This is a genomic window from Corynebacterium limaceinasi (assembly GCF_046717465.1).
In the GTDB taxonomy this organism is placed as follows: Bacteria; Actinomycetota; Actinomycetes; order Mycobacteriales; family Mycobacteriaceae; genus Corynebacterium.
Window position 1 is genome coordinate 2,157,980 of the sequence record NZ_CP177100.1, and the last position, 19,542, is coordinate 2,177,521.

19 protein-coding genes and 1 pseudogene are annotated in these 19,542 nt (G+C 63.0%); 7 read left to right on the forward strand and 13 right to left on the reverse strand.

What is annotated here, in order from left to right:
* Nucleotides 1–385 precede the first annotated feature (385 nt).
* From ACLI1Q_RS10495 to ACLI1Q_RS10515, 5 genes are read left to right on the forward strand one after another with little or no spacing between them, the layout of a single operon-like run.
* Nucleotides 386–2,098: a carbon starvation protein A gene (locus tag ACLI1Q_RS10495; protein WP_005284818.1), complete on the forward strand. Its 1,713-nt coding sequence runs from the start codon at nt 386–388 to the stop codon at nt 2,096–2,098.
* On the forward strand, nt 2,082–2,339 hold the full coding sequence (locus ACLI1Q_RS10500) for a cory-CC-star protein (protein ID WP_239268433.1): 258 nt from the start codon (nt 2,082–2,084) through the stop codon (nt 2,337–2,339). The genes ACLI1Q_RS10495 and ACLI1Q_RS10500 overlap by 17 nt, the downstream gene beginning before the upstream one ends.
* Nucleotides 2,330–3,271 (forward strand): ArsA family ATPase, encoded by a 942-nt coding sequence (locus ACLI1Q_RS10505; RefSeq protein WP_411696985.1) that lies wholly within the window; start codon nt 2,330–2,332, stop codon nt 3,269–3,271. Before ACLI1Q_RS10500 ends, ACLI1Q_RS10505 begins: the two co-directional genes overlap by 10 nt.
* Nucleotides 3,272–3,328: 57 nt before the next feature.
* Nucleotides 3,329–4,648, forward strand: coding sequence for an aminopeptidase C (locus ACLI1Q_RS10510; protein ID WP_284849518.1), 1,320 nt, complete (start codon nt 3,329–3,331; stop codon nt 4,646–4,648).
* Nucleotides 4,649–4,661: 13 nt separating this feature from the next.
* A complete protein-coding gene (locus ACLI1Q_RS10515; RefSeq protein WP_239268438.1) occupies nt 4,662–5,963 on the forward strand; it encodes an aminopeptidase C in 1,302 nt (433 codons plus the stop codon).
* A 163-nt stretch (nt 5,964–6,126) separates the two neighbouring features.
* On the opposite strand, the gene ACLI1Q_RS10520 is transcribed toward ACLI1Q_RS10515, so the two are convergent.
* From ACLI1Q_RS10520 to dacB, 13 genes and pseudogenes are all read right to left on the reverse strand, one after another.
* On the reverse strand, nt 6,127–6,738 hold the full coding sequence (locus ACLI1Q_RS10520) for a GNAT family N-acetyltransferase (protein ID WP_239268440.1): 612 nt from the start codon (nt 6,736–6,738) through the stop codon (nt 6,127–6,129).
* Complete coding sequence (locus tag ACLI1Q_RS10525; RefSeq protein ID WP_239268443.1) at nt 6,738–7,679, reverse strand: pantoate--beta-alanine ligase; 942 nt, start codon at nt 7,677–7,679, stop codon at nt 6,738–6,740. The genes ACLI1Q_RS10520 and ACLI1Q_RS10525 overlap by 1 nt, the downstream gene beginning before the upstream one ends.
* Nucleotides 7,676–8,350 (reverse strand): hypothetical protein, encoded by a 675-nt coding sequence (locus tag ACLI1Q_RS10530; RefSeq protein ID WP_239268446.1) that lies wholly within the window; start codon nt 8,348–8,350, stop codon nt 7,676–7,678. The genes ACLI1Q_RS10525 and ACLI1Q_RS10530 overlap by 4 nt, the downstream gene beginning before the upstream one ends.
* Nucleotides 8,351–9,427, reverse strand: coding sequence for a DUF6779 domain-containing protein (locus ACLI1Q_RS10535; protein WP_239268448.1), 1,077 nt, complete (start codon nt 9,425–9,427; stop codon nt 8,351–8,353). It lies immediately after the preceding gene.
* A gap of 5 nt (nt 9,428–9,432) precedes the next feature.
* On the reverse strand, nt 9,433–9,906 hold the full coding sequence (locus ACLI1Q_RS10540) for a DUF3180 domain-containing protein (RefSeq protein WP_023023950.1): 474 nt from the start codon (nt 9,904–9,906) through the stop codon (nt 9,433–9,435).
* On the reverse strand, nt 9,903–10,388 hold the full coding sequence (gene folK, locus ACLI1Q_RS10545; RefSeq protein WP_023023952.1) for a 2-amino-4-hydroxy-6-hydroxymethyldihydropteridine diphosphokinase: 486 nt from the start codon (nt 10,386–10,388) through the stop codon (nt 9,903–9,905). Before folK ends, ACLI1Q_RS10540 begins: the two co-directional genes overlap by 4 nt.
* An 83-nt stretch (nt 10,389–10,471) precedes the next feature.
* A pseudogene (folB, locus tag ACLI1Q_RS10550) lies at nt 10,472–10,846 on the reverse strand (dihydroneopterin aldolase); the annotation flags it as partial.
* Nucleotides 10,847–10,848: 2 nt separating this feature from the next.
* Nucleotides 10,849–11,808, reverse strand: a complete 960-nt coding sequence (gene folP / locus ACLI1Q_RS10555; RefSeq protein WP_370657780.1) for a dihydropteroate synthase — start codon at nt 11,806–11,808, stop codon at nt 10,849–10,851.
* A 41-nt stretch (nt 11,809–11,849) separates the two neighbouring features.
* Complete coding sequence (gene folE / locus ACLI1Q_RS10560) at nt 11,850–12,458, reverse strand: GTP cyclohydrolase I FolE (protein ID WP_237801155.1); 609 nt, start codon at nt 12,456–12,458, stop codon at nt 11,850–11,852.
* An 11-nt stretch (nt 12,459–12,469) separates the two neighbouring features.
* Nucleotides 12,470–14,866, reverse strand: coding sequence for an ATP-dependent zinc metalloprotease FtsH (gene ftsH / locus ACLI1Q_RS10565; protein ID WP_239275353.1), 2,397 nt, complete (start codon nt 14,864–14,866; stop codon nt 12,470–12,472).
* A gap of 12 nt (nt 14,867–14,878) precedes the next feature.
* Entirely contained in the window at nt 14,879–15,466 is a 588-nt protein-coding gene (gene hpt / locus ACLI1Q_RS10570; RefSeq protein WP_411696986.1) for a hypoxanthine phosphoribosyltransferase, read from the reverse strand.
* 12 nt (nt 15,467–15,478) lie between these two features.
* Entirely contained in the window at nt 15,479–16,561 is a 1,083-nt protein-coding gene (locus tag ACLI1Q_RS10575) for an ATP-binding protein (protein WP_239268453.1), read from the reverse strand.
* Entirely contained in the window at nt 16,562–17,848 is a 1,287-nt protein-coding gene (gene dacB / locus ACLI1Q_RS10580) for a D-alanyl-D-alanine carboxypeptidase/D-alanyl-D-alanine-endopeptidase (RefSeq protein WP_239268456.1), read from the reverse strand.
* Nucleotides 17,849–17,930: 82 nt separating this feature from the next.
* On the opposite strand from dacB, the gene ACLI1Q_RS10585 reads away from it, so the two are divergent.
* Together ACLI1Q_RS10585 and ACLI1Q_RS10590 are read left to right on the forward strand one after the other, a co-directional pair.
* Nucleotides 17,931–18,404, forward strand: coding sequence for an inorganic diphosphatase (locus ACLI1Q_RS10585; RefSeq protein ID WP_035108560.1), 474 nt, complete (start codon nt 17,931–17,933; stop codon nt 18,402–18,404).
* A gap of 413 nt (nt 18,405–18,817) precedes the next feature.
* A complete protein-coding gene (locus ACLI1Q_RS10590) occupies nt 18,818–19,531 on the forward strand; it encodes a DUF559 domain-containing protein (protein ID WP_239268460.1) in 714 nt (237 codons plus the stop codon).
* Nucleotides 19,532–19,542 lie beyond the last annotated feature (11 nt).

The following is a 19,542-nucleotide window of genomic DNA, read 5'->3' on the forward strand; positions in this document are numbered from 1 at the left end:
CTGTTCGGAAATTTTTGAGATATTTCGTCAAGATTTACAAGTGCCGCCACCAAAGGGGTCCCAACTGCAGGAAGCGAGATAACGACTCCTCCATAAGTCCAGTCGATTGAGCCTTCGCCGTTAACCACGGTACTTCGGCACTACTGGCTACATGCCGCGCCAGCAGGGTCCTTTAATCCCGCCCGCTACCCGCGATTTGGCCCAGATATGTCCGCCAAGCCACGCCGAGCGCGCAAAGGAACGCATAAGCCCCTCCACCGCGTCCACATAGTGGGACACCACCCCCTTAATCCACCCGCACTGCAAGAATTTGTGTGAACCGTGACATACTGTTCAGACCTGTGATACACAACACCCCACCTTCGACGCGCAAGGAGACACAGCCATGAACTCTCTCATCCTTGTCATCATCGGCGTGGCGATGATGCTGGCCGGCTACCTGCTCTATTCCAAATTCCTGGGCAAGAGCATCTTCCGGCTATCAGAGAACTACACCACCCCGGCGCACCGCCTCAAAGACGGCGTGGATTACGTTCCCACCAATAAATACGTGCTGTGGGGCCACCACTTCACCTCCGTGGCGGGTGCGGCACCGATTATCGGCCCGGCAGTGGCCGTCATTTGGGGTTGGCTCCCGGCATTCCTGTGGGTCACGTTCGGCACCGTCTTTATCGCCGGCATGCACGACCTGGGCGCGCTATGGGCCTCGCAAAGGCACAAGGGTCAGTCGATTGGTACGTTGTCGGGGCGCTACATCGGCAAGCGCGGGCGCAACCTCTTCCTCATTGTGATCTTCTTGCTGCTGCTCATGGTCAATGCTGCCTTCGCCGTGGTGATTTCGAACCTGCTTATCTCCACGCCTTCGGCGGTCATTCCCACGTGGGGCGCCATCGCCGTCGCGCTGCTGATTGGGCAGGCCATCTACCGCCTGAACTGGAACCTGCCGCTGGTCTCCCTCGTGGGCGTGGTGGCGCTGTACTCGCTGATGGTCCTGGGTGACCGCTTCCCGGTCGTGCTGCCAGAGACGGTCCTGGGTATTCCCGCCAACGGCGTGTGGATCATCCTGCTATTTATCTACGCCTTCATCGCTTCGCTGCTGCCGGTGTGGGTACTGCTCCAGCCGCGCGATTACATCAATGGCCTGCAGCTTTTCGTCGGTCTTATCATCTTGTACGGCTCCTTCCTTATCACCCGTCCGGAGCTTGCCGCCCCTGCCGTGCGCGAGAACGTTCCTGACGGAACCCCGGGCATTTTCCCGCTGCTCTTTGTCACCATCGCCTGCGGCGCCATCTCTGGTTTCCACGGCATCGTGGCCTCGGGTACCTCGTCGAAGCAGATTGATAAGGAAACCGACGTTCGCTTCGTGGGTTACTTCGGCGCGGTGGGCGAGGGTCTGCTGGCGCTCGGCACCATCATCGCCACCACCGCCGGCTTTAAGACCCTGGCGAATTGGGAGGAAATCTACGCCGAGTGGAACGCCGGCGGCGTCAACGCCTTCGTGCAGGGAGGCGGCGCGCTGATGAATGAGGGCTTGGGCATTCCCACCTCATTGTCTGCCACCATCCTGGCGACCATGGCCGTACTCTTCGCCGCCACCACCATGGACTCCGGCGTGCGCCTGCAGCGCATCGTGGTCCAGGAAATCGGCGAAATCATGGGCATCCGCATTACGGCGCTGGTCTCTACCATCATCGCGGTGGGCCTGGCCTTCGGCCTGACCTTCTCCGCCGGTGCGGATGGCTCCGGTGGCATGACCATCTGGCCACTATTTGGTACCACCAACCAGCTCATGGCCAGCCTGTCCTTGGCCATCGTCGTGGTTATCCTCACCCACCTGCGCCGGCCTACCCTGCCGGTTATCATCCCGCTCATCTTCGTCACCATCATGTCGCTGTGGGCAGCGCTGCTACAGCTGAAATCCCTGTTTGCGGATCAGAACTGGCTGCTCTTCGGCATGGACGTCGTCATCGTCATCGCCTCCATCTGGGTCATCGTGGAGTCGATCGGCGCCATCTCCAACGCGCGCAAGGAACCACCGCTGGAGTGGACCGATGACGATACCGACGCTCCCCTTCCCCAGCATGCTCGACAAGCTTAAGGCCTTCGGCGCGGGACTCAATGAGTACTACCAGGCCCCGTACCGCGCCGTCTTTGCCAAGGCCCAGCAGCAAGAAGATGACCTATTTATGATGCTGGTGGCCTCGGAGGCGCTCGGCATCCCCAACCCCGCCAGCTACTACACGCTGGAGCTATTGCCGCTGGTCTACGAAGATTTCCATGCCTGGCACACACGCATGGGCATGGATAAATCACCCCTGGAGAATATTCAATGCTGCTAGAAACCGCGCCCATCATGTTCTTTGGCGGCAAGGGCGGCGTGGGCAAGACCACCCTCGCCACCGCCACGGCCCTGTCCCTTTCCCAGGACCACAACGTGCTCTTGGTCTCCACGGATCCGGCGCACAACCTGGGGCATATCTTTGATGCCACGCTTTCCGATGCCTCCTCTCACCTCACCCCATCCCTCTCCGCCATCGAGCTCGATCCTGCCCGGGCCACCGAGGAACACCTCACGACCGTGGGCGCCTCGATGCGCCGGTTCATGCCGGAGCACTTGCACGGCGAGGTAACAAAGCACCTAGATTTGGCCCGGCAATCCCCCGGCACGCAGGAGGCGGCGCTCTTGGAGCGCATGGCCACCTTGGTCGCTAACGCGGACGAGTATGACTACCTCATCTTCGATACCGCCCCGTCCGGTCACACCTCCCGGCTGATGGCCCTGCCGGAAATCATGGCGGCCTATACCGATGGGCTGCTTGCCCGGCGCGAGAAGTCCGATAAATTCGGCTCGCTGGTGCGCGGGATGTCCGCGGAGTCCGGTGCCGATAACGATCCGGTGGACCGGCGCAATCAGGAAATCCGAGCCACGCTCTTCCAGCGCCGCGAGCGCTTCGAGCACCTGCGCGCTGCGCTGACCTCTCAGCGCACCGTGTTCCATATCGTTCTCACCGCCGAGCGCCTGCCCGTCTTAGAATCCTCCGAGTTCCACGCGGATCTCACAGGCAATGGAGTGCGGGTGGGATCCATGCTGGTCAACCGCCGCACGCCCGCGGACCAAGGCGAGTTCCTAGCCGCCCGGCGCGCCGCAGAGGATGAAGCCTTAGCGCTCTTGCACGACAAGCTTCCAGGTACCCCGGTCCACGAGATCCCCTGGTTCCCAGAAGAGGTGGGAAACCCCGCGGCCGTGGCGCGACTAGCCGAGCACTTATAATGGCCCATTCGGCCCCAACGGCCTGGGGTGAGATCGCAGTCTGCTAAAACAGAGAATATGACTTTGCTCACCAATGACTTCCTGTCCCAATTGCGCGAGGAGGCCGCAGCGGACTCCCAGCTGCGCGTCGCGCGCAATGCCATTACCAGCGTAGGGGTGGCCAAGGCGGCCCTCGACCGTGACCGCATTACCGCCCTCTACCCCACCACCGAAGTAAAGCTCGACAGCCTCGGGGTTACCGACCAGATGCGCTCCGGGCGCTGCTGGATGTTTGCCGCGCTCAACGTATTCCGCCACCGCGCGGCCAAGGAGCTCAATATCGATGACTTTGAGTTTTCCTTTACCTACCTGCAGTACTTCGACAAACTAGAGCGCGCCAACTTCGTGCTCAACCAACTGCTGGATCTCACCGAAGACGGCACCGACTGGGATGACCGCGACGTGGCTACTTCCCTCGAGCTCACAGGCGACGACGGCGGCTGGTGGTCATTTTTCACCAACCTCGTGGACAAGTACGGTGCCGTACCGGCCGAGGTCATGCCTGAGGTGCACTCGTCCGGCCACACCGACCAGATGAACCGCGATATCGCCACCATCATCCGCCGCGCCGCGCACCGTGCGGTGGAAGGCGAGGGGGATCGCGGGGGCATTATCAAGCAAGCCCGCACCGATATCCAACGCGTGCTCGCCATTCACCTGGGCACCCCGCCCGAGGAATTCACGTGGAGCTACCGCACCAAGGACGATCAATTCTTCCGCGTGCACTCCACCCCGCGCGAGTTTGCGGATAAGTACCTGCCAAAGTTGGACGAGTACGTCGTGCTTGCCGATGATCCCCGTACCACCAACGATAAGCACCGCCTCTACACCAGCGCCGCCGTAAACAACGTCGCTGGCGGCGCGCCCGCCGGTTACCTCAACGTCGATGTGGACGAACTGCGCTCCGCCGCGCGCGCCAGCATCGAGGCCGGCGAGCCTGTGTGGTTTAGCTGCGATGTCGACCGCCAGTTCTCCTTCCAGAACGCCGTGTGGGACGAAGGCCTCGTCGATACCGATGGCCTCTACGGCATCGACTCCACCATGAGCAAGGAGGAGCGCTTTACCTCCGGCGAATCTGCACCCACCCACGCGATGGCGCTGACCGGCATCGATGGTGCACCCCGTGCATGGCGCGTGGAGAATTCCTGGGGCACCAAGGCGCCGCGCAAGGACGACGCCGATGAGGTACCCGGCAAGGGCTTTGCCACGATGTCGGATGAATGGTTCGGCGAAAACGTCTTCCACATCGTCGTGCGCAAGGAATTCCTCACTTCCGCGCAGCAACAAGCGCTAGAGACCGAGCCCATCGAGCTTCCCTTCTGGGACCGGATGAACTAAGGAGCATCGAGAAATGAATGAGATCAATCCACAGGAAGTTCACACCACCAACGCCACGCTTAGCAGTGAGCCGGCCATCAAGGCGGCGCGGAATGCGGTGGCGCAGGAGGGTATCGATAAGCTGAGCGTCGACCGCGATCTCGTGCGCGAGCTCACCACGGCGACCAGCCACAAGCTCGATAAGTGGGGCGCGGCCAACCAGAAGGCTTCTGGCCGCTGCTGGATTTTTGCGGGCCTGAATTCCCTGCGCGGTGGCATCATGGACCGCACCAATACCAAGGATTTCGAGCTTTCGCAGACCTACCTGTACTTCTACGACAAGCTGGAAAAAGCCAATTGGTTCCTCACTGCGGTAGACGAGCTCAAGGACCGCGAAATTACGGACCGCACCTTGACCAAGCTCATGGATGACCCCATTGGCGATGGCGGCCAGTGGTCCATGTTCGTCTCGCTGGTGGAAAAGTACGGCGTGGTGCCCAAGTACGCCATGCCGGAGACCGCGTCCTCCGAGGCCAGCGCCATGCTCAACCGCAACCTGCAGACCGTCCTGCGCCGCGCCGCCCACCAGATCCGCGTGGGCAAGTCTGGGGCGCAGGAGCAGGCGCTTGCCGATGTCTACCGCATCCTCACCGCCAACCTCGGCCTCCCGCCCACAGATTTCCAGTGGCAGTACCGCGATAAGGACGATAACTTCCACCGCGAGGGCACTTTTACCCCGCAGGACTTCGCCCGCGAGTACCTCCCGAAGGATCTGGGCGAGTACGTCTGCGTGGTCAATGACCCGCGCAATAACTACGGCGAGCTCTACACCGTGGACTACTTGGGCAACGTCGTCGGTGAAAAGGTCACCTACCTCAACGCCCCAGTCGAGGTATTGCGCGATGCCACCCGCTCTGCCATCGAGGATGGCCAGCCCGTCTGGTTCGGCTGCGATACCGGCCAGCAATCCGATGCCGATAGCGGCGTCTGGGCCAAGCGCCTGCACGATTATGAGGGGCTGTATGGGGTGGAAATGGGCATCGAGAAGCCGGACCGCCTCCGCCTCCACGAGTCCCTGATGACGCACGCGATGGTCTTTACCGGCGCGGATATCGCCGAGGGCGGCGACGTCACCCGCTGGCGCGTGGAGAATTCCTGGGGCACCGAGAAGGGCGACAAGGGCTTTTGGACCATGGCCGATGACTGGTTTGACGAGTACGTCTTCGAAATCGCCGTCCACCCGTCCCGCCTGCCTGAGCAGTACCAGGAGGCGCTCAAATCCTCCGATATCACCACCCTGCCAGCGTGGGATCCGATGGGCGCGCTGGCGAACTAACGCGGCGCGGGTGGCGCGGGCGGCGCGGGGAGGACCCGCGCCGCGAGAGTTCGTGCCGCGAAGTCTGTAGCGTTCGCCGATGTGGCTGCGTTGCGTGGCGTGACGCTCCGTTCGTTTGCGTAGCGTGAAGCTGCGCTCGTTTGCGTGGCGTGACGCGGTAGCCTCACGCCACGTGGCGCACGTACAGCATGCAGGTAAGGTCGCGGTCCTTATCGATGGAGATTTGCTTCTCCCCCACCCGCTCAAAACCGCGGGAATCGTAGAACTGATAGGTGCAGCCATCGTCGGTGTAGAGGTAAATATCCTTGCCGGGGTGGCGCTCCTCAAAGGCCTCAATGAGCGCGGTGCCCACACCCTTCACACCCGAGTTCGGGTCAGCGACGAGAAAGCCGATTTCACCGTCCACGGTATTTTCGGCTAGGTAGCTGACCAACATGTCCTCGTTCGCGGCATCATAGTCACCGCGGTGCCCGCCAGGGCGCAGGCTATTGAAGAGATCCACGGCCTTGACATAAGCCTTGCGCCACCACGGATACGGCAGCGCTGGTTCGCCTTTAATCGATGCCAGAATCACGCCGAGGAAACGCCCATCATCGGCATAGGCGGCCAAAATATCGGTGGCCTGGGCCCGCTCTAAATCCCAAAAGTAACGGCCGTAGGCGCGCTCGAAGCGCGGGTTCTTCACAAACCAGTGCAGGTGCATGCCTTCGATGGCAAACTCAATCGCCTTGGGCTCATCGCGCGGGTCGAGGTCGCGGATGTGGATTTCGGTCATTAGTCCTCCGGGGATTGGTCTTGTTCGCGCTGCTTTTCGCGCTCGAGCTCGGCCTTAGCCTCGTGCTCTTCAATATTAGTGAACCCAATCCCCAACGGCAGGCCAACGTTGTCAATTAATCTAACTCCGCCAATGGTGGCCGCAACGAGCAGGCGGGCATCGCCCTCGGCGGGTGGCTCGCCCAGATCGCGGCCGCGCACCTCTAAGTATTCCGGTTCAACGCCGGCGGCTTCTAGGACACCTGCGGCAACCTCGCGAACCTTGTCTGCCCCCGCCTCTGCGGCATGTGCCCCGGCGGTAAGCGCGGCGGACAGGGCGGCTACGTCCTCCCTCTTATCTTCGGGCACGCGGGTATTGCGCAGGCTCATCACCACGCCATCGGGCATGCGCACGGCGGGTACGCCCTGCACGCGAACCCCGAGGTGCAGGTCCTGCACCGCATGGTGAATGGCCAAGAGGAGCTCGTAGTCTTTTTCCCCGATGAGGACATCGGTGGGCGACAGTGCCATCATCAGCGTGAGGTAGAGGGTGAGCTCGCCTGATAGATCGGGCTCTAAGCCTTCAGGTGCAGATTCAGCATCAGGCGTCTGCTCGGCAGCGGCGGAGTTCGCGGCGTCGCGTTCGACGGCGACGCCGCGAGCCGAGATAGTAATCCGGCGACCATTGGGCCAGAGTTTGTCGGGCGTGTAATCCCAGATGACGTCCACGCCCTCGGCGCGCAGGAGATCTACATCCTCGGCACGAGGTTCCTGGAGGGCCACGACGGTCACCGCGCCGCGGATACGACGGGCCGCACGCACCAGCGCGATATGCCCGGCATGCACGCCGATGGTCAGCGGCACGAAGGCCACGGGGCGACCGGTCTTGCGCAGCGCGCTTCCCACCATGCGGATGCGGTCGACCTCGCTGATGACGGTGGCTTGTCCCATCTTCAAGCTCATCGGGATTCCTCCTGCAAGGCCCACATTTCCAATTCGGTGCGATCTTCTACTTCACCCAAGCGCCGAGCGGTTTCTAAGTAGTGGCGGCGCATTCCGGGATCCGTGGCGCCGCGGTAGGCCGCAATGATGTCCTCTGTATCGATGTCGAATTCAGACGGTGGGATCTCATCGAACTCGGCAAAGAAATTGGCTTCTACGGCCGCTGCTAGGTGCAAGCGGCTGAGCATTTCTATGTAGTAGGAGCGGGCGGCGAAGGCGGGACGCTCAGCATCGGAAAGCGGCACTGCCTGCCCCCGGAATTCGCTCACTACGAAGTCAGCGATATTTTCGCCCAACTCATCCAGCGTGGATACTGCCCAGCGCCCGCCCGCCATGGGGGCGACGGCCGCCACGATACAACCGTGGGTCTCCAGCGGGTCAAGGCCTTGCACGCCTCGGGACAGGCACGTGTGGAAAGCGATGAGCCCCTTGTGCACGTGGTCCTGGACCAGCTCGACGGCAGCGTCCAGCCGTGCCTCACCCACTGCCAGAATCAGCGCCTGGAAGGAGCCAAGTTCGGCCGGATCATTGAGCATCTCCACGGTGTGGCCGGCGCGCTCCATGGCAGTGGCCAGGGAAATCCCGGCGAGGCTGCGCCCGAAAAGGGCAACGCGCATGCGCGGTGGACGCATTTATTTATCCTTCTTCATCTGTGCCAACAGCTCCGAGACGGACACGGAACCATCGCGCTGTTCATCGCTGCGGCGGCGACCGCGGGTCTGCTGCTGGCGGCGCGAGGCCGATTGCTTCTGCTCGGCGGCCACGTGGTGGCCCGAACCCTTGTACTCCTCGCGCGCATCCTTGCCGGTGGTCTGCTGCGGGATGTTCTGGGTCACCGCATCGGAAGCCGGCTCGGATGCGGTATCAGCCTCTGGCTTGCGGTGGCTACCTCGTGCGCCAGAGTGAGCTGCGTTGCCAGAGCCCGACTGCCGAGAGCCTTGGCGCTTGATATTGGAGTCCCCACCCGAATCCCAGCGCACGGCCTGGAAGCTGCCGGTATCGAAGGAAACGTCCTTCGGCTCCTTCGCCCCCGCGGCCTCGCTGGACGTGGCGGGCTTGGGGGCATCGGCAAGCGGCTCGGCGGTCCGGCCGGTGCTGCGCTGCGCGCGGGTGTTTTCACTGATGATCTCATTGAGCGGGTTAGAGTCCGCGTGCGCACCGGAGGGCTGATTGCCCAGGCGGCCGGCGATGGCATCGGCCGACGGCGCGCCGGAAGAGGCCTGCTCAAAGTCGATGTCTTCCTCCCGGCGGTGGGACGCCGCGGCGGTCTGGGCCTCCAGCTCCATGATGCGGCGCGCCTCAGCGTGCAGGGCGGCGGGCTCGTAGGTGAACTCGTGGCCGGACAAATCCTCGATCTGCTTCCGGATAGAGGCCAGCTCGGTGCGGATCTCATCGAGGATCTGCTGATCCGGCAGCTCCTTGCCTTCGGCTGCGCGGGCCTGCTTGAGCTCCGCGCGGTGGGCGCGCTCCTGTAGCTCCAGCTTGGTCACGGATTCCTCGGCCTGGCGGCGGTAGCGCATTACCAAGAAAAAGCCCACCACCGCGGCCCACAGGGCGGCAATCAGCGCAATCTTGAGCGCCGCTGCCGAGCCGGAAATGAGCATGACGATGCTGGCGATGACGGCCAAGATGACAAGGGCGATAATCCCAATTTGTCCCAAATCCGGCGAGGACGACGAGTTTTTGGAAGAAGAGCGCGGCTGAGTCATGCTCCCTAATGTACCGCTTGAAGCCCGTCCGGTGGCGGCGGGGTCTCACAGTGTCGCTCCAATCGCAGGCCAGCCGCAGACATGGCGATGCCGCCAATCGCGGATGCGAGCACTCCCACCAGATCATCGGAAGCCGCGACAAGGGTGCCCGCATTCGGGATGACATACACCGCCACCCCTGCATAGAGCCCGCCGACGATCGCACCCGTCCACGCCGAAGCCTTGCCCACCAGCATGAACTGCGCGATGGTCATCGGATTAAGCTGCGAATTATCTAGCCCGATGCCGTGATCCTCATCGGTGGCCTTATCCACTTTCCAGGTAAGCCCCAAGCACACCACCACCATGAGCCATAGCGTGGCAGATACCGTGACCGGGATGGACATCATGGAGCCATAAAAGCGCGTGGTGAGGATGGCCGCCGCGGCTGCCATGAATATCCCAACACCGATAAGCGCACCGAGCGAGGTTCGTTTCATAACTCCTCCATCAGGCCCAAGCGGTGGATATTGACGGTTTCCTGCGGGTCCAACGCGGCAACCAGCGCGGAGACATCCTGTCCCTTCAACTTAGCAGCCGGCTCGGCGGCCAACCAGGGTATAAGCACGAATGCGCGCTCGTGGGCATAGGGATGCGGGACGATAAGTTCCGCATCGGAGGAGCTATAGCCCTCGATATCGACGATGTCCACGTCCAGGGTGCGCGGGCCCCAGTGGCGCACGCGCACGCGCTCAGCCGCCTCTTCCAGCTTCTGGCCGCGCCGTAAGAGCTCCAGCGGGCTCTCCTCGACGTCCACGATGAGCACCGCATTCAAGAATTCATCCTGGTCCGTTACTCCCCACGGCGGGGTGGCATAGACGGGCGAGGCCGCCACGATGTCCTCGCGGAACTCGGTAAATACCGTGCGCAAAAGCTCCACGCGGTCATCCATATTGGAGCCGATGGATAGTACCGCGCGCATTACTGACTCCCGGGGTTCGTGCCGGGGCGCTGCGCGTCGGCTCCCTGCGGAGTTCCCACCTGCGGAGCGGGCCGTGGGGCTCCGGTGCGCGCGTGCTTGCGGGAGCGGCGGGCGACGACGGCGACATCGGCAAAAGTGCGCGGGATCGGCGCCTTGGGCTTGTGCACGGTCACTTCCACCGCGTGCAGGTCGGCGAAGGATTCCATGATGGTATCGGCCACCTCGCTGGCGACGGTCTCAATGAGGTCGCGGGAGGGGCCTTCGACGATGCTGGCGGTGACATCGGCAAGCTCTGCGTAATTGATGGTCTTGGTCAGATCATCGTGAGCTGCGGCCTCGGCAAACTCGGACCAGCAGGTGATATCGACGATGAAGGGCTGGCCGGTGCGCTTTTCCTCATCAAAGACGCCGTGGTAGCCAAAGCACTCTAGGCCGGTTAATTCGATGCGATCTGCCATGGTTAATTCCTTTCCGTACCCATCGCGGTAGAGGTCACTGTGCCCGTGCCGGTGGCGGCATTGCGGTAGCTGCCGGTGGCATTGGCGCCGCCTACATAGGACTCGCCGGCGTTCCACGCGGCGGCCACGTCGACGGCATCGCGGGATACGCCCACCTCGTGCACGCGCACGCCCCACGCGCCCATCTGGGCGGAAATGGCGGTCACGGCGGCGGTGGCGGGATCGGCAAGCAGCGGGCTGGCCTCTACCCCGCGGTCCGCCCGAATGGCGGCGAGGAAGCGCTTGCGCGAGGCACCCACCAAGATGGGAAATTCCCCGTCCAGAAACTCGGGCAGGGCCTGCAGCAGCGCCCAGTTATCCTGCGGGCTCTTGGCAAAGCCGAGGCCCGGATCCAGCACTATATTCTCCCTTTTCACGCCCGCATCCAGGGCGTTATTGCTCAGGCGCTCGAGGGTCTCGTGCACGTCGCGCACTACATCGCCGCCGTGATCCGCCGTGCCCGCCGCGGATCCGAACGCGCCTTCCTGCAGCGTCCGCCAGTGCATGAGGCAGACGGGCACGCCGGCATCGGCCATGGCGGCATACATTTCGGGGTCTGCGAGGCCGCCGGAGACATCGTTAATCATGTCCACCCCGGCCGCGGCCGCCGCGGCGGCAACCGAGGCGCGCATCGTGTCCACCGAGGTGCGAATGCCCTGCTCGTGCAGTGCTTGGATGACCGGGACCACGCGGTCGGCTTCTTCTTGTGCTTCCACGCGCACCGCGCCCGGGCGGGTGGATTCGCCGCCCACATCGATCATGTCCGCACCCTGTTCCACCAGCTCGCGGGCATGATTGGTGGCGGCGTCAAAGTCGAGCCACCGCCCGCCATCGGAAAAGGAATCCTTTGTAACATTCACGATGCCCATGACGAGCGTGCGCTTCGCGATGGTCAACTCTGCAACTGAGGAAGCCGGGTGCACTGCGTTCTCCTTTTCGCTCGACAAACTCGACTGCGTACGCGCTACGTACGAATAAAACTGAGCACTTCTGCGCGCGAGGCGGCGTTATTTTTAAACCCGCCGCGTACCGCGGAAGTCGTTGTGGTTGCGCCCGGCTTACGGATACCGCGCATGGCCATGCACAAGTGCTCGCACTCGATGACCACGATGACGGATTGGGCTTCGAGGACATTAACGAGCGCATCGGCAATCTGCTGGGTCAGGCGCTCTTGGACCTGCGGGCGCTTGGCATACAAATCCGCCAGGCGGGCCAGCTTGCTCAGCCCGGTGACGTGCCCGTCCTTGCCGGGAATATAGCCAATATGCGCCACGCCATAAAACGGCACGAGGTGGTGCTCGCAGGTGGAGTAGATGGGAATATCGCGCACCAAGACCAGTTCCTGGTGATCCTCAGCAAAGGTCTTATGCAGCACCTCCGTCGGATCCTCGTGCAGGCCGGCGAAGACCTCACGGTAGGCGCGAGCCACACGTGCCGGGGTTTCGCGCAGGCCTTCGCGGTCAGGATCCTCACCAACGGCAAGGAGCAGCTCGCGGACGGCCGCCTCCGCCCGCTCGTGGTCATACGGCGCGCGGGCGGGCACCTGCTGGGGATCAGTGTGATTTTCAGACATGCACGTACTTCTTACTCTTCGTCATCGCGCGGCTTTTCCGCATCGCGCGCGTAGGGATTATCGCGGCGGGAAGACTCATTCCACCCTGGGGTAAACCATTGGCTGGTTTCTCCCTCTGGCTTGTGGTGCTTTCCCCTGCTTTCCGATGCCGAATCCGTTCGACCTTCCCCACCGTCGCTGCTGCCGTGGTCGCTCTGGTCGGCGCGGTCGCCGCGGTCGCTCTGGTCCGCGCGGTCGTTCTGGTCGTTTCGGCCGCTGCGTCCATCGCTGCGGCCGCTCTGGTCAGTTCGGTCTTCGCGGTGGCTGCTGCCACCGCCGTGCAGCTCGCGCACCGTTTCGGGGTTCACGTAGTCGCCGGCGTGCTGGCCGAAGTTAAAGCCAACCTCGCCCTTGATCTCTTCGCCGGCGAGGCGGCGCTCGCGGGCTGCCCGGGAGGCATCGAGAAGCGTCATGCGTTTAGGAAGTTCCTCGCCGCGCTCCTTGGCCAGCTCAACCGGGGTCTTGACCGGCGCGTAACCAATCTGGCGCGGGAAGCGATCGTCTTCGCCGGGGAAGACATCATAGGCATCGCGCGGCTCAATGCCGTCGAAGATGCTCTCCAGGTCCGGTCGGCGCAGGGTCTCCTTCTCCAGGAGGGCCTCGGCCAGCTTGTCCAGGAACTCGCGGTTGGTGCGCAGGATGTCGTAGGCCTGCTCGTGCGCGCGCTCGAGGAGGTAGCGCATCTGCTCATCGATCTTGGAGGCAAGGTCATCCGAGTAATCGATGGAGCCGCCACCCCCGCCCATCTGGCTGAACGGATCGCCCTGCTCCTGGCCGTACTTGACGGTGCCCAGGTCAGGAGAAAAGCCGTATTCCGTCAGCATCGCGCGGGCGATCTTGGTGGCGTTCTCGATATCGGAGGACGCACCCGTGGTGGGAGCGCCGAAGACCAATTCCTCGGCGGCGCGGCCACCCATGGCAAAGACCAAGCGGGAAAACAGCTCGTCGCGGGTGTACATGCCCTTGTCGTCTTCCTGCGAGGTCATGGCGTGGCCACCAGTGCGGCCGCGGGCCAGGATGGTGACCTTGTACACGCGCTCGATATCCTTGAGCGCCCACGCGGACAGGGTGTGGCCACCCTCGTGGTAGGCGGTGACCTTCTTCTCGTGCTCGGAGATGATCTTGCCTTGGCGCCGTGGACCGCCCACCACGCGGTCGGTGGCTTCTTCCAACGCGTCATAGGTAATGACGTTGCCGCCGATGCGGGCGGTGAGAAGCGCGGCCTCGTTAAGCACATTGGCAAGGTCCGCACCGGACATGCCGGCGGTGCGCTTGGCCAGCTGCGCCACATCGACCTCTTCCGCCAAAGGCTTGTCCTTGGCGTGGACGCGCAGGATCTGCTCACGGCCGGCCAGATCCGGGTTGGTGACCGGAATCTGGCGGTCGAAACGGCCCGGGCGCAGCAATGCGGGGTCCAAAATATCTGGGCGGTTGGTGGCCGCGATGAGGATAACGCCCTCGCGATCGCCAAAGCCGTCCATCTCCACCAGCAGCTGGTTCAGGGTCTGCTCGCGCTCATCGTGCCCGCCGCCGGTTCCGGATCCGCGCTGGCGCCCCACGGCGTCGATCTCGTCCACGAAGATGATGCACGGGCTGTGCTCTTTGGCCTGTTTGAACAGGTCACGCACGCGGGAGGCACCCACACCGACGAACATCTCCACGAAGTCCGAACCGGAGATGGAATAAAAAGGCACGCCGGCCTCGCCCGCAACGGCGCGGGCCAACAGGGTCTTACCGGTACCCGGAGGGCCATAAAGCAGCACGCCACGCGGAATCTTCGCGCCGAGCTCGTAATAACGGGAAGGATCATCAAGGAAGTCCTTGATTTCCTGCAGCTCATCCACGGCCTCATCGGCGCCGGCAACATCCTCGAAGGTATTGGTCGGCATATCCTTGGTCAGCTCCTTGGCCTTGGAGCTGCCGATGCCGAACATGCCGCCTGCACCCTGCTGCATGCGGGACATGAGCCAGAACAGCAGGGCGAAGAGGATGACCATCGGCAGCAGGAAGCTGAGCATGGAGCCCAAGAACGAATCCTGGGTGACGTTGGTCTGATACTTCTCCGCACCCGAATCCTTGACCGCATCAAAGACCTGCTCGGAGGCGCGCGCGGGGTACTGAGACACGATCTCTTGTACGCCCTCGCGCTCTTCTACCGTGATTTCGTCCTTGAGCTTGATGCGCAGGCGCTGCTCGCGGTCATCAATTTCTACCTCGTCAACGTTTTTATCCTGCAGCTGTTTCAGGGCCACGGAGGTATCCGTGTCCACATATCCGCGGGTCTCGTTGCTAAAAAACGTAAAGGCGTACAGCGCTACGAGGATCAGTGCCGCAATGCCGCCGTAGCGAAGGAGTTTATTGTTTTTCATTACTGCGCGATTTTAGTTGGTGGTATAGACATCAGGGTGAAGGGTGCCCACAAAGGGCAGGTCGCGGTAGCGTTCCGCGTAGTCAAGGCCATAGCCAATGACGAATTCATTGGGGATATCAAAGCCGACATCGAGCAGATCGATCTGCGCTTTTACCACTTCCGGCTTGCGCAACAAGGTCACCACGTTGAGCGACTTCGGGTTGCGCCCCCGCAGGTTGCGAATGAGCCAGGATAGCGTCAGGCCCGAGTCGATGATGTCTTCCACGATGACCACATCGCGCCCGGCGATATCACGGTCCAAGTCCTTCAAGATGCGCACCACCCCAGAAGAAGACGTGGAGACGCCGTACGAGGAGACGGCCATAAACTCCAGCTCCGAGGGGATGGATAGCTTGCGCGCGAAGTCCGTCAGGAAAAAGGCCGCACCCTTTAATACGCAGACCAAAAGCAGGTCCTGCTCGGCGTCGGCATATTTCTCAGATACCGCATCCGCCAGCTGCTGGACGCGGTCTTTAATTTCCTCTTCCGTGATGAGGATTGCTTCTACATCGTCTCCGTAGCGGTTTGCGGGGACGGCGAAGTCTTTCTTGTCGTGCACGTGTGCGCTCCTTTAATGACCAGACAATAGTGCCAGTTTGCCACCTATACGTGCTACTTCCAACCTCTGCCCCGCCTGCCGCACCGAACTCACAGCCACCGGCCCTTGTCCGTGCCAGTTGGTACACAGCTTGCCGATGCCCCCAATCCCCTCCCTCGTCACCTTCACTCCCCGCTCGATGAGCCAGGCCGCAATAGCGCGCCGGCGTCGCGGCTCCGGCAGCGCGGCCAAATCCGCACAGTCCGCGGTGGCCGCCGTGGCGAGGTATTCTTCATCGCGCGCGGTATCCATCGCCGCCTGCGCCAGCGCCGGTACCGCATCACCGCCGATGACCCGCGATAGCTCCGGGATGATTTCGCGGCGCAGCGCTACCCGCCGAAAATCCGTATCCGCGTTCTGCGGGTCCTGCCACACCTCAAGCCCCAGCTCCGCACACGCGCCCTCCGTATCGGCACGGCGCACCTGCAGGAAAGGCCGCACCACCCGCGCGCCTTCCACCACTGCTCGCTCCGGCATGCCGGCCACGCGGCCGCGCAGGGCACCAAGGAGGAGCGTTTCCGCCTGGTCATCGGCCGTATGCGCCACGGCAATCTCCAGCGCCCTTTCTCCTCTGCGCGAAGCTCCGTCTTCGCGCGGGGCTTTCCCGCGCGCAGCTTCCTCCCCAGGCCCCGCGTCTCGTTCGCGCGGCTCAGCCCGGCGCGAGGCTGCGTTCTCGCGGCTCTCGCACCCCTCGCACACGGCCGCGGACATCGCTTGGTAGCGCGCTTGCCGAGCCGCCGCTTCCAGCGAATTCCCCGCTTCCTCCGATACCCGAACTGCGAGCACCCGCGCCCGCGCACCCAAGCTTTCTGCTTGCCGAGCGGCCCTTTCGGCCTGCTCACGCGAACCGTCTTGTAAGCCGTGGTCGACGCACAGCGCGATCACGTCATGACCCTCAGCTATCATCGCCGCGCACAGCGCCAGAGAATCGGCGCCGCCGGATAGCCCTACCGCCACGGTGTGATCCATCTTCGCCGCGCGGACCGCGCGCCGGCAGGCCAAAAAATGCGGCGAGACCCGCGGCCAAAATAGCGTTACTCCAGGCTGTGGGCTCATTTAAAACTCGTGCAGCGCCGCGGCGAGGTCATCTTGGGCAGCGCGCGCCGCCATAATCTCGCCATCATTGACCAAGAAGGCAAAGGAATATACGCGCCCGGATTGGCCTTGCGCGGTGCCCGCCAGCGCGGAAACACCCGTCAAGGTGCCGGTCTTCGCGCGGACAAACCCCCGCGCCGCAGACTCCCCGTAGCGCTCGTGCAGCGTGCCGTCGCCACCTGCGACCGGCAAATACGCCGCCAAGGGGCGCAACTGCGGTTCCTCGACCGCGCCGTTGACAATCTCCGCCAACACCCTCGCTCTCAACCGGTTATCTACCGAAAGGCCCGAGTTGTCCTTGATATCCACGCCGCTGACGTCGAACCCGTGCTCGCGCAGCACATCCAGCGTGGCTTGGGTGTCGACCTGGAAGCTGGGCTGTTTGCCGCGGGCATCGGCAAGCTCGCGGGCAATGGCCTCCGCCATGACGTTATCGGAATGCCGCACCATCTCCAGCGCGCGCTCGCTCAGGGGCGCCGACTCGACGCTGGCCAGCTCCTCCGCACCGTCAGCCATCGTGCCCGCGGCGAATTTATCCGTGCCCAAGCGCTTGGCCAGCTCTCCCGCGACGTCGAGGGCCGGGGTGTGGCTGCGCGGGACATCGCCCTCCGTAGCGCCGATGCGACCACCGTACAGCATGGCCGGCTCCATGGGCGCGACGAAGCCCTCATCCACGTTCTCCGGATCCCAGCCCGGCGCCTGCGGCTCGCCCGCCCACGCGGAGGTATCGATGTACACGCCCGCCACCTGGGTGCCGGTCTTTTCAATCTGGTCCGCGAGGTCATCGAGCTGCTCGTTGGTCATCCAGACATCGCCAGCTGCCTTGATAACCACGTTGTTCGGATCCTTGCCGCGGTAGACCTTGGTAGTAATCCGCTTGGACTCATCCAGTGCCAGCGTTGCCGCGGCGGTGGTCAACACCTTCGTCGAGGAAGCCGGGGTCAGCGCCTTATCCGCATCGCGCTCCCAGACCACCGAGCCGGTCTCACTATCGATGACCTGCCCGCCAAAGGTGGCCAAATCCTCGTTCTTGCCCAGCTCATCGAGCTTCGCGCTGAGCGCCGCAAAATCCACGTCCTGCGCCTTAGCCGGCTGCAGGGGATTCTCCGGGGCCTGGACCGTTTCGGCCTCGCCATGCGAAAGATCGCCGTACTCGCGCTGGATGGTAACCCCCAGCGCAGCCGTGCCCCCGACCGCCGCCGTGACCACCAGCGCGGTTACTGACCACCAAACCTTCTTAGCTTTCATCGCCACCAACCCTAGCGCGGATGGGCGACGCGCTAGACTATTGACGGTAATTAACACCCAATCCCACATGGAGGACATCGCTGTGAGCGTTGAAGTAACCATTGAAATCCCAAAGGGCTCCCGCAATAAGTACGAGGTGGACCACGAGTCCGGCAAGGTCTACCTGGACCGCTACCTGTTCACCCCAATGGCCTACCCCGCCGACTACGGCTTCATCGACCACACGCTTGGCGAAGACGGCGACCCCCTCGACGCCCTCGTCATCCTCCCCGAGCCCGTTTTCCCCGGTGTCATCGTTGAAGCCCGCATCGTCGGCGTGTTCAAGATGACCGATGAGGCCGGCGGCGACGACAAGCTGCTTGCCGTCATCGATGACCCACGCTGGGAGCGCTACCAGGACATCGATGATGTGGAACAGCACATCAAGGACGAAATCGAGCACTTCTTCGTCCACTACAAGGACCTCGAGCCCAACAAGGAAGTTTCCGGCTCCGGCTGGGGAGACAAGGCCGAGGCCGAGAAGATTCTGGAAGAGGCCAAGGCTCGCCTGAAGTAGGCTGCGGGGGCTCTTAGGGCTCGGCCCGCGCGTTTGCGGGGCCGAGCTTGGCGTTTTAGGGCCATGAAGCCTGTTTTGGGGCCCAGCTGATGCGTTTTTGGCGGCCACCTGATGCGTTTTTGCAAATAGGCCATGGAAACCGTGAGGTTTGGGGCCACTATTTGTTAAAACGCATCAAACGAGCACCAACCAGGCACCAAAACCCACCAACCAGGCTCCAACCAAGCACCCAACCGTGCTGAATAAGCGCCCACACGCGCCACACAACCTTCGCTTCGGGGGATCGAGGGATACGAATGGAAATTTTTCGGGGGAAAAGTGCCGCTCAGCAAGCGGTACGCCACGGCGCCGTCCGGATCGCTAACGGCTTCTGCCTGTCAGAGGAGCCTACGCCGAACCAACTCGCGCGCATCATGAGCAAGGAGTGGCCGAATTGCGCGCTGGACGGCTACTCGGCCGCGCTCAAGCACGTCGAGAAGCCGCTGCGCTTTCCGCTGGAGTTCCTGCGCAGCTCATCGCTGCCGTCGAGTAAGTATTTCACCTCCCGCCGCGCCCGGCCGAAGGGCGCGTTGACCTGGGACGGCGTCACCGTGTGCAATCCACTGCAGGCGGTCGAGGCGATGCCGGAGGATGATGCGGTCGCCTTCCTCGAGGACTTCTACTCCGGCAAGGACGGGGTTAGCCGGCTGGAGCTGAATAAGCTGGACTACCAGCGGTTTCCGAGGCCGGTAAAGCGCGCCTTGGACAGGGCGATCATCGGCACGGATAGCGTGCCGGAGCGCCAGTTAACCCGCGCCCTCGCGCCGCATTTCGCGGTCCAGAACAATATAAAAATAGGCGCCTACCACTGGGATCTGGTGATTAGGGAGTATAAGATCGCCATCGAGGTCGATGGCTACGCCTACCACCGGGGAGAAAATCGCCGCCAGTTTGAGTTGGACCGGCACAAGCTTAACGATGCCGTCCATCGCGGCTGGAAGCCCCTCCACTTCACCGCGACGACGATTGACCACTACCCGGATTTCGTGGTGCAGCAGGTAATGGCTACGGCCAAGAATAAGCGGCCCTTTGCGCGGCCGCCGTGGCAATGGCACCGCTTGTGGCGGCATGAAGGCGTGCGGGGCTAGGGCCAAGGCCG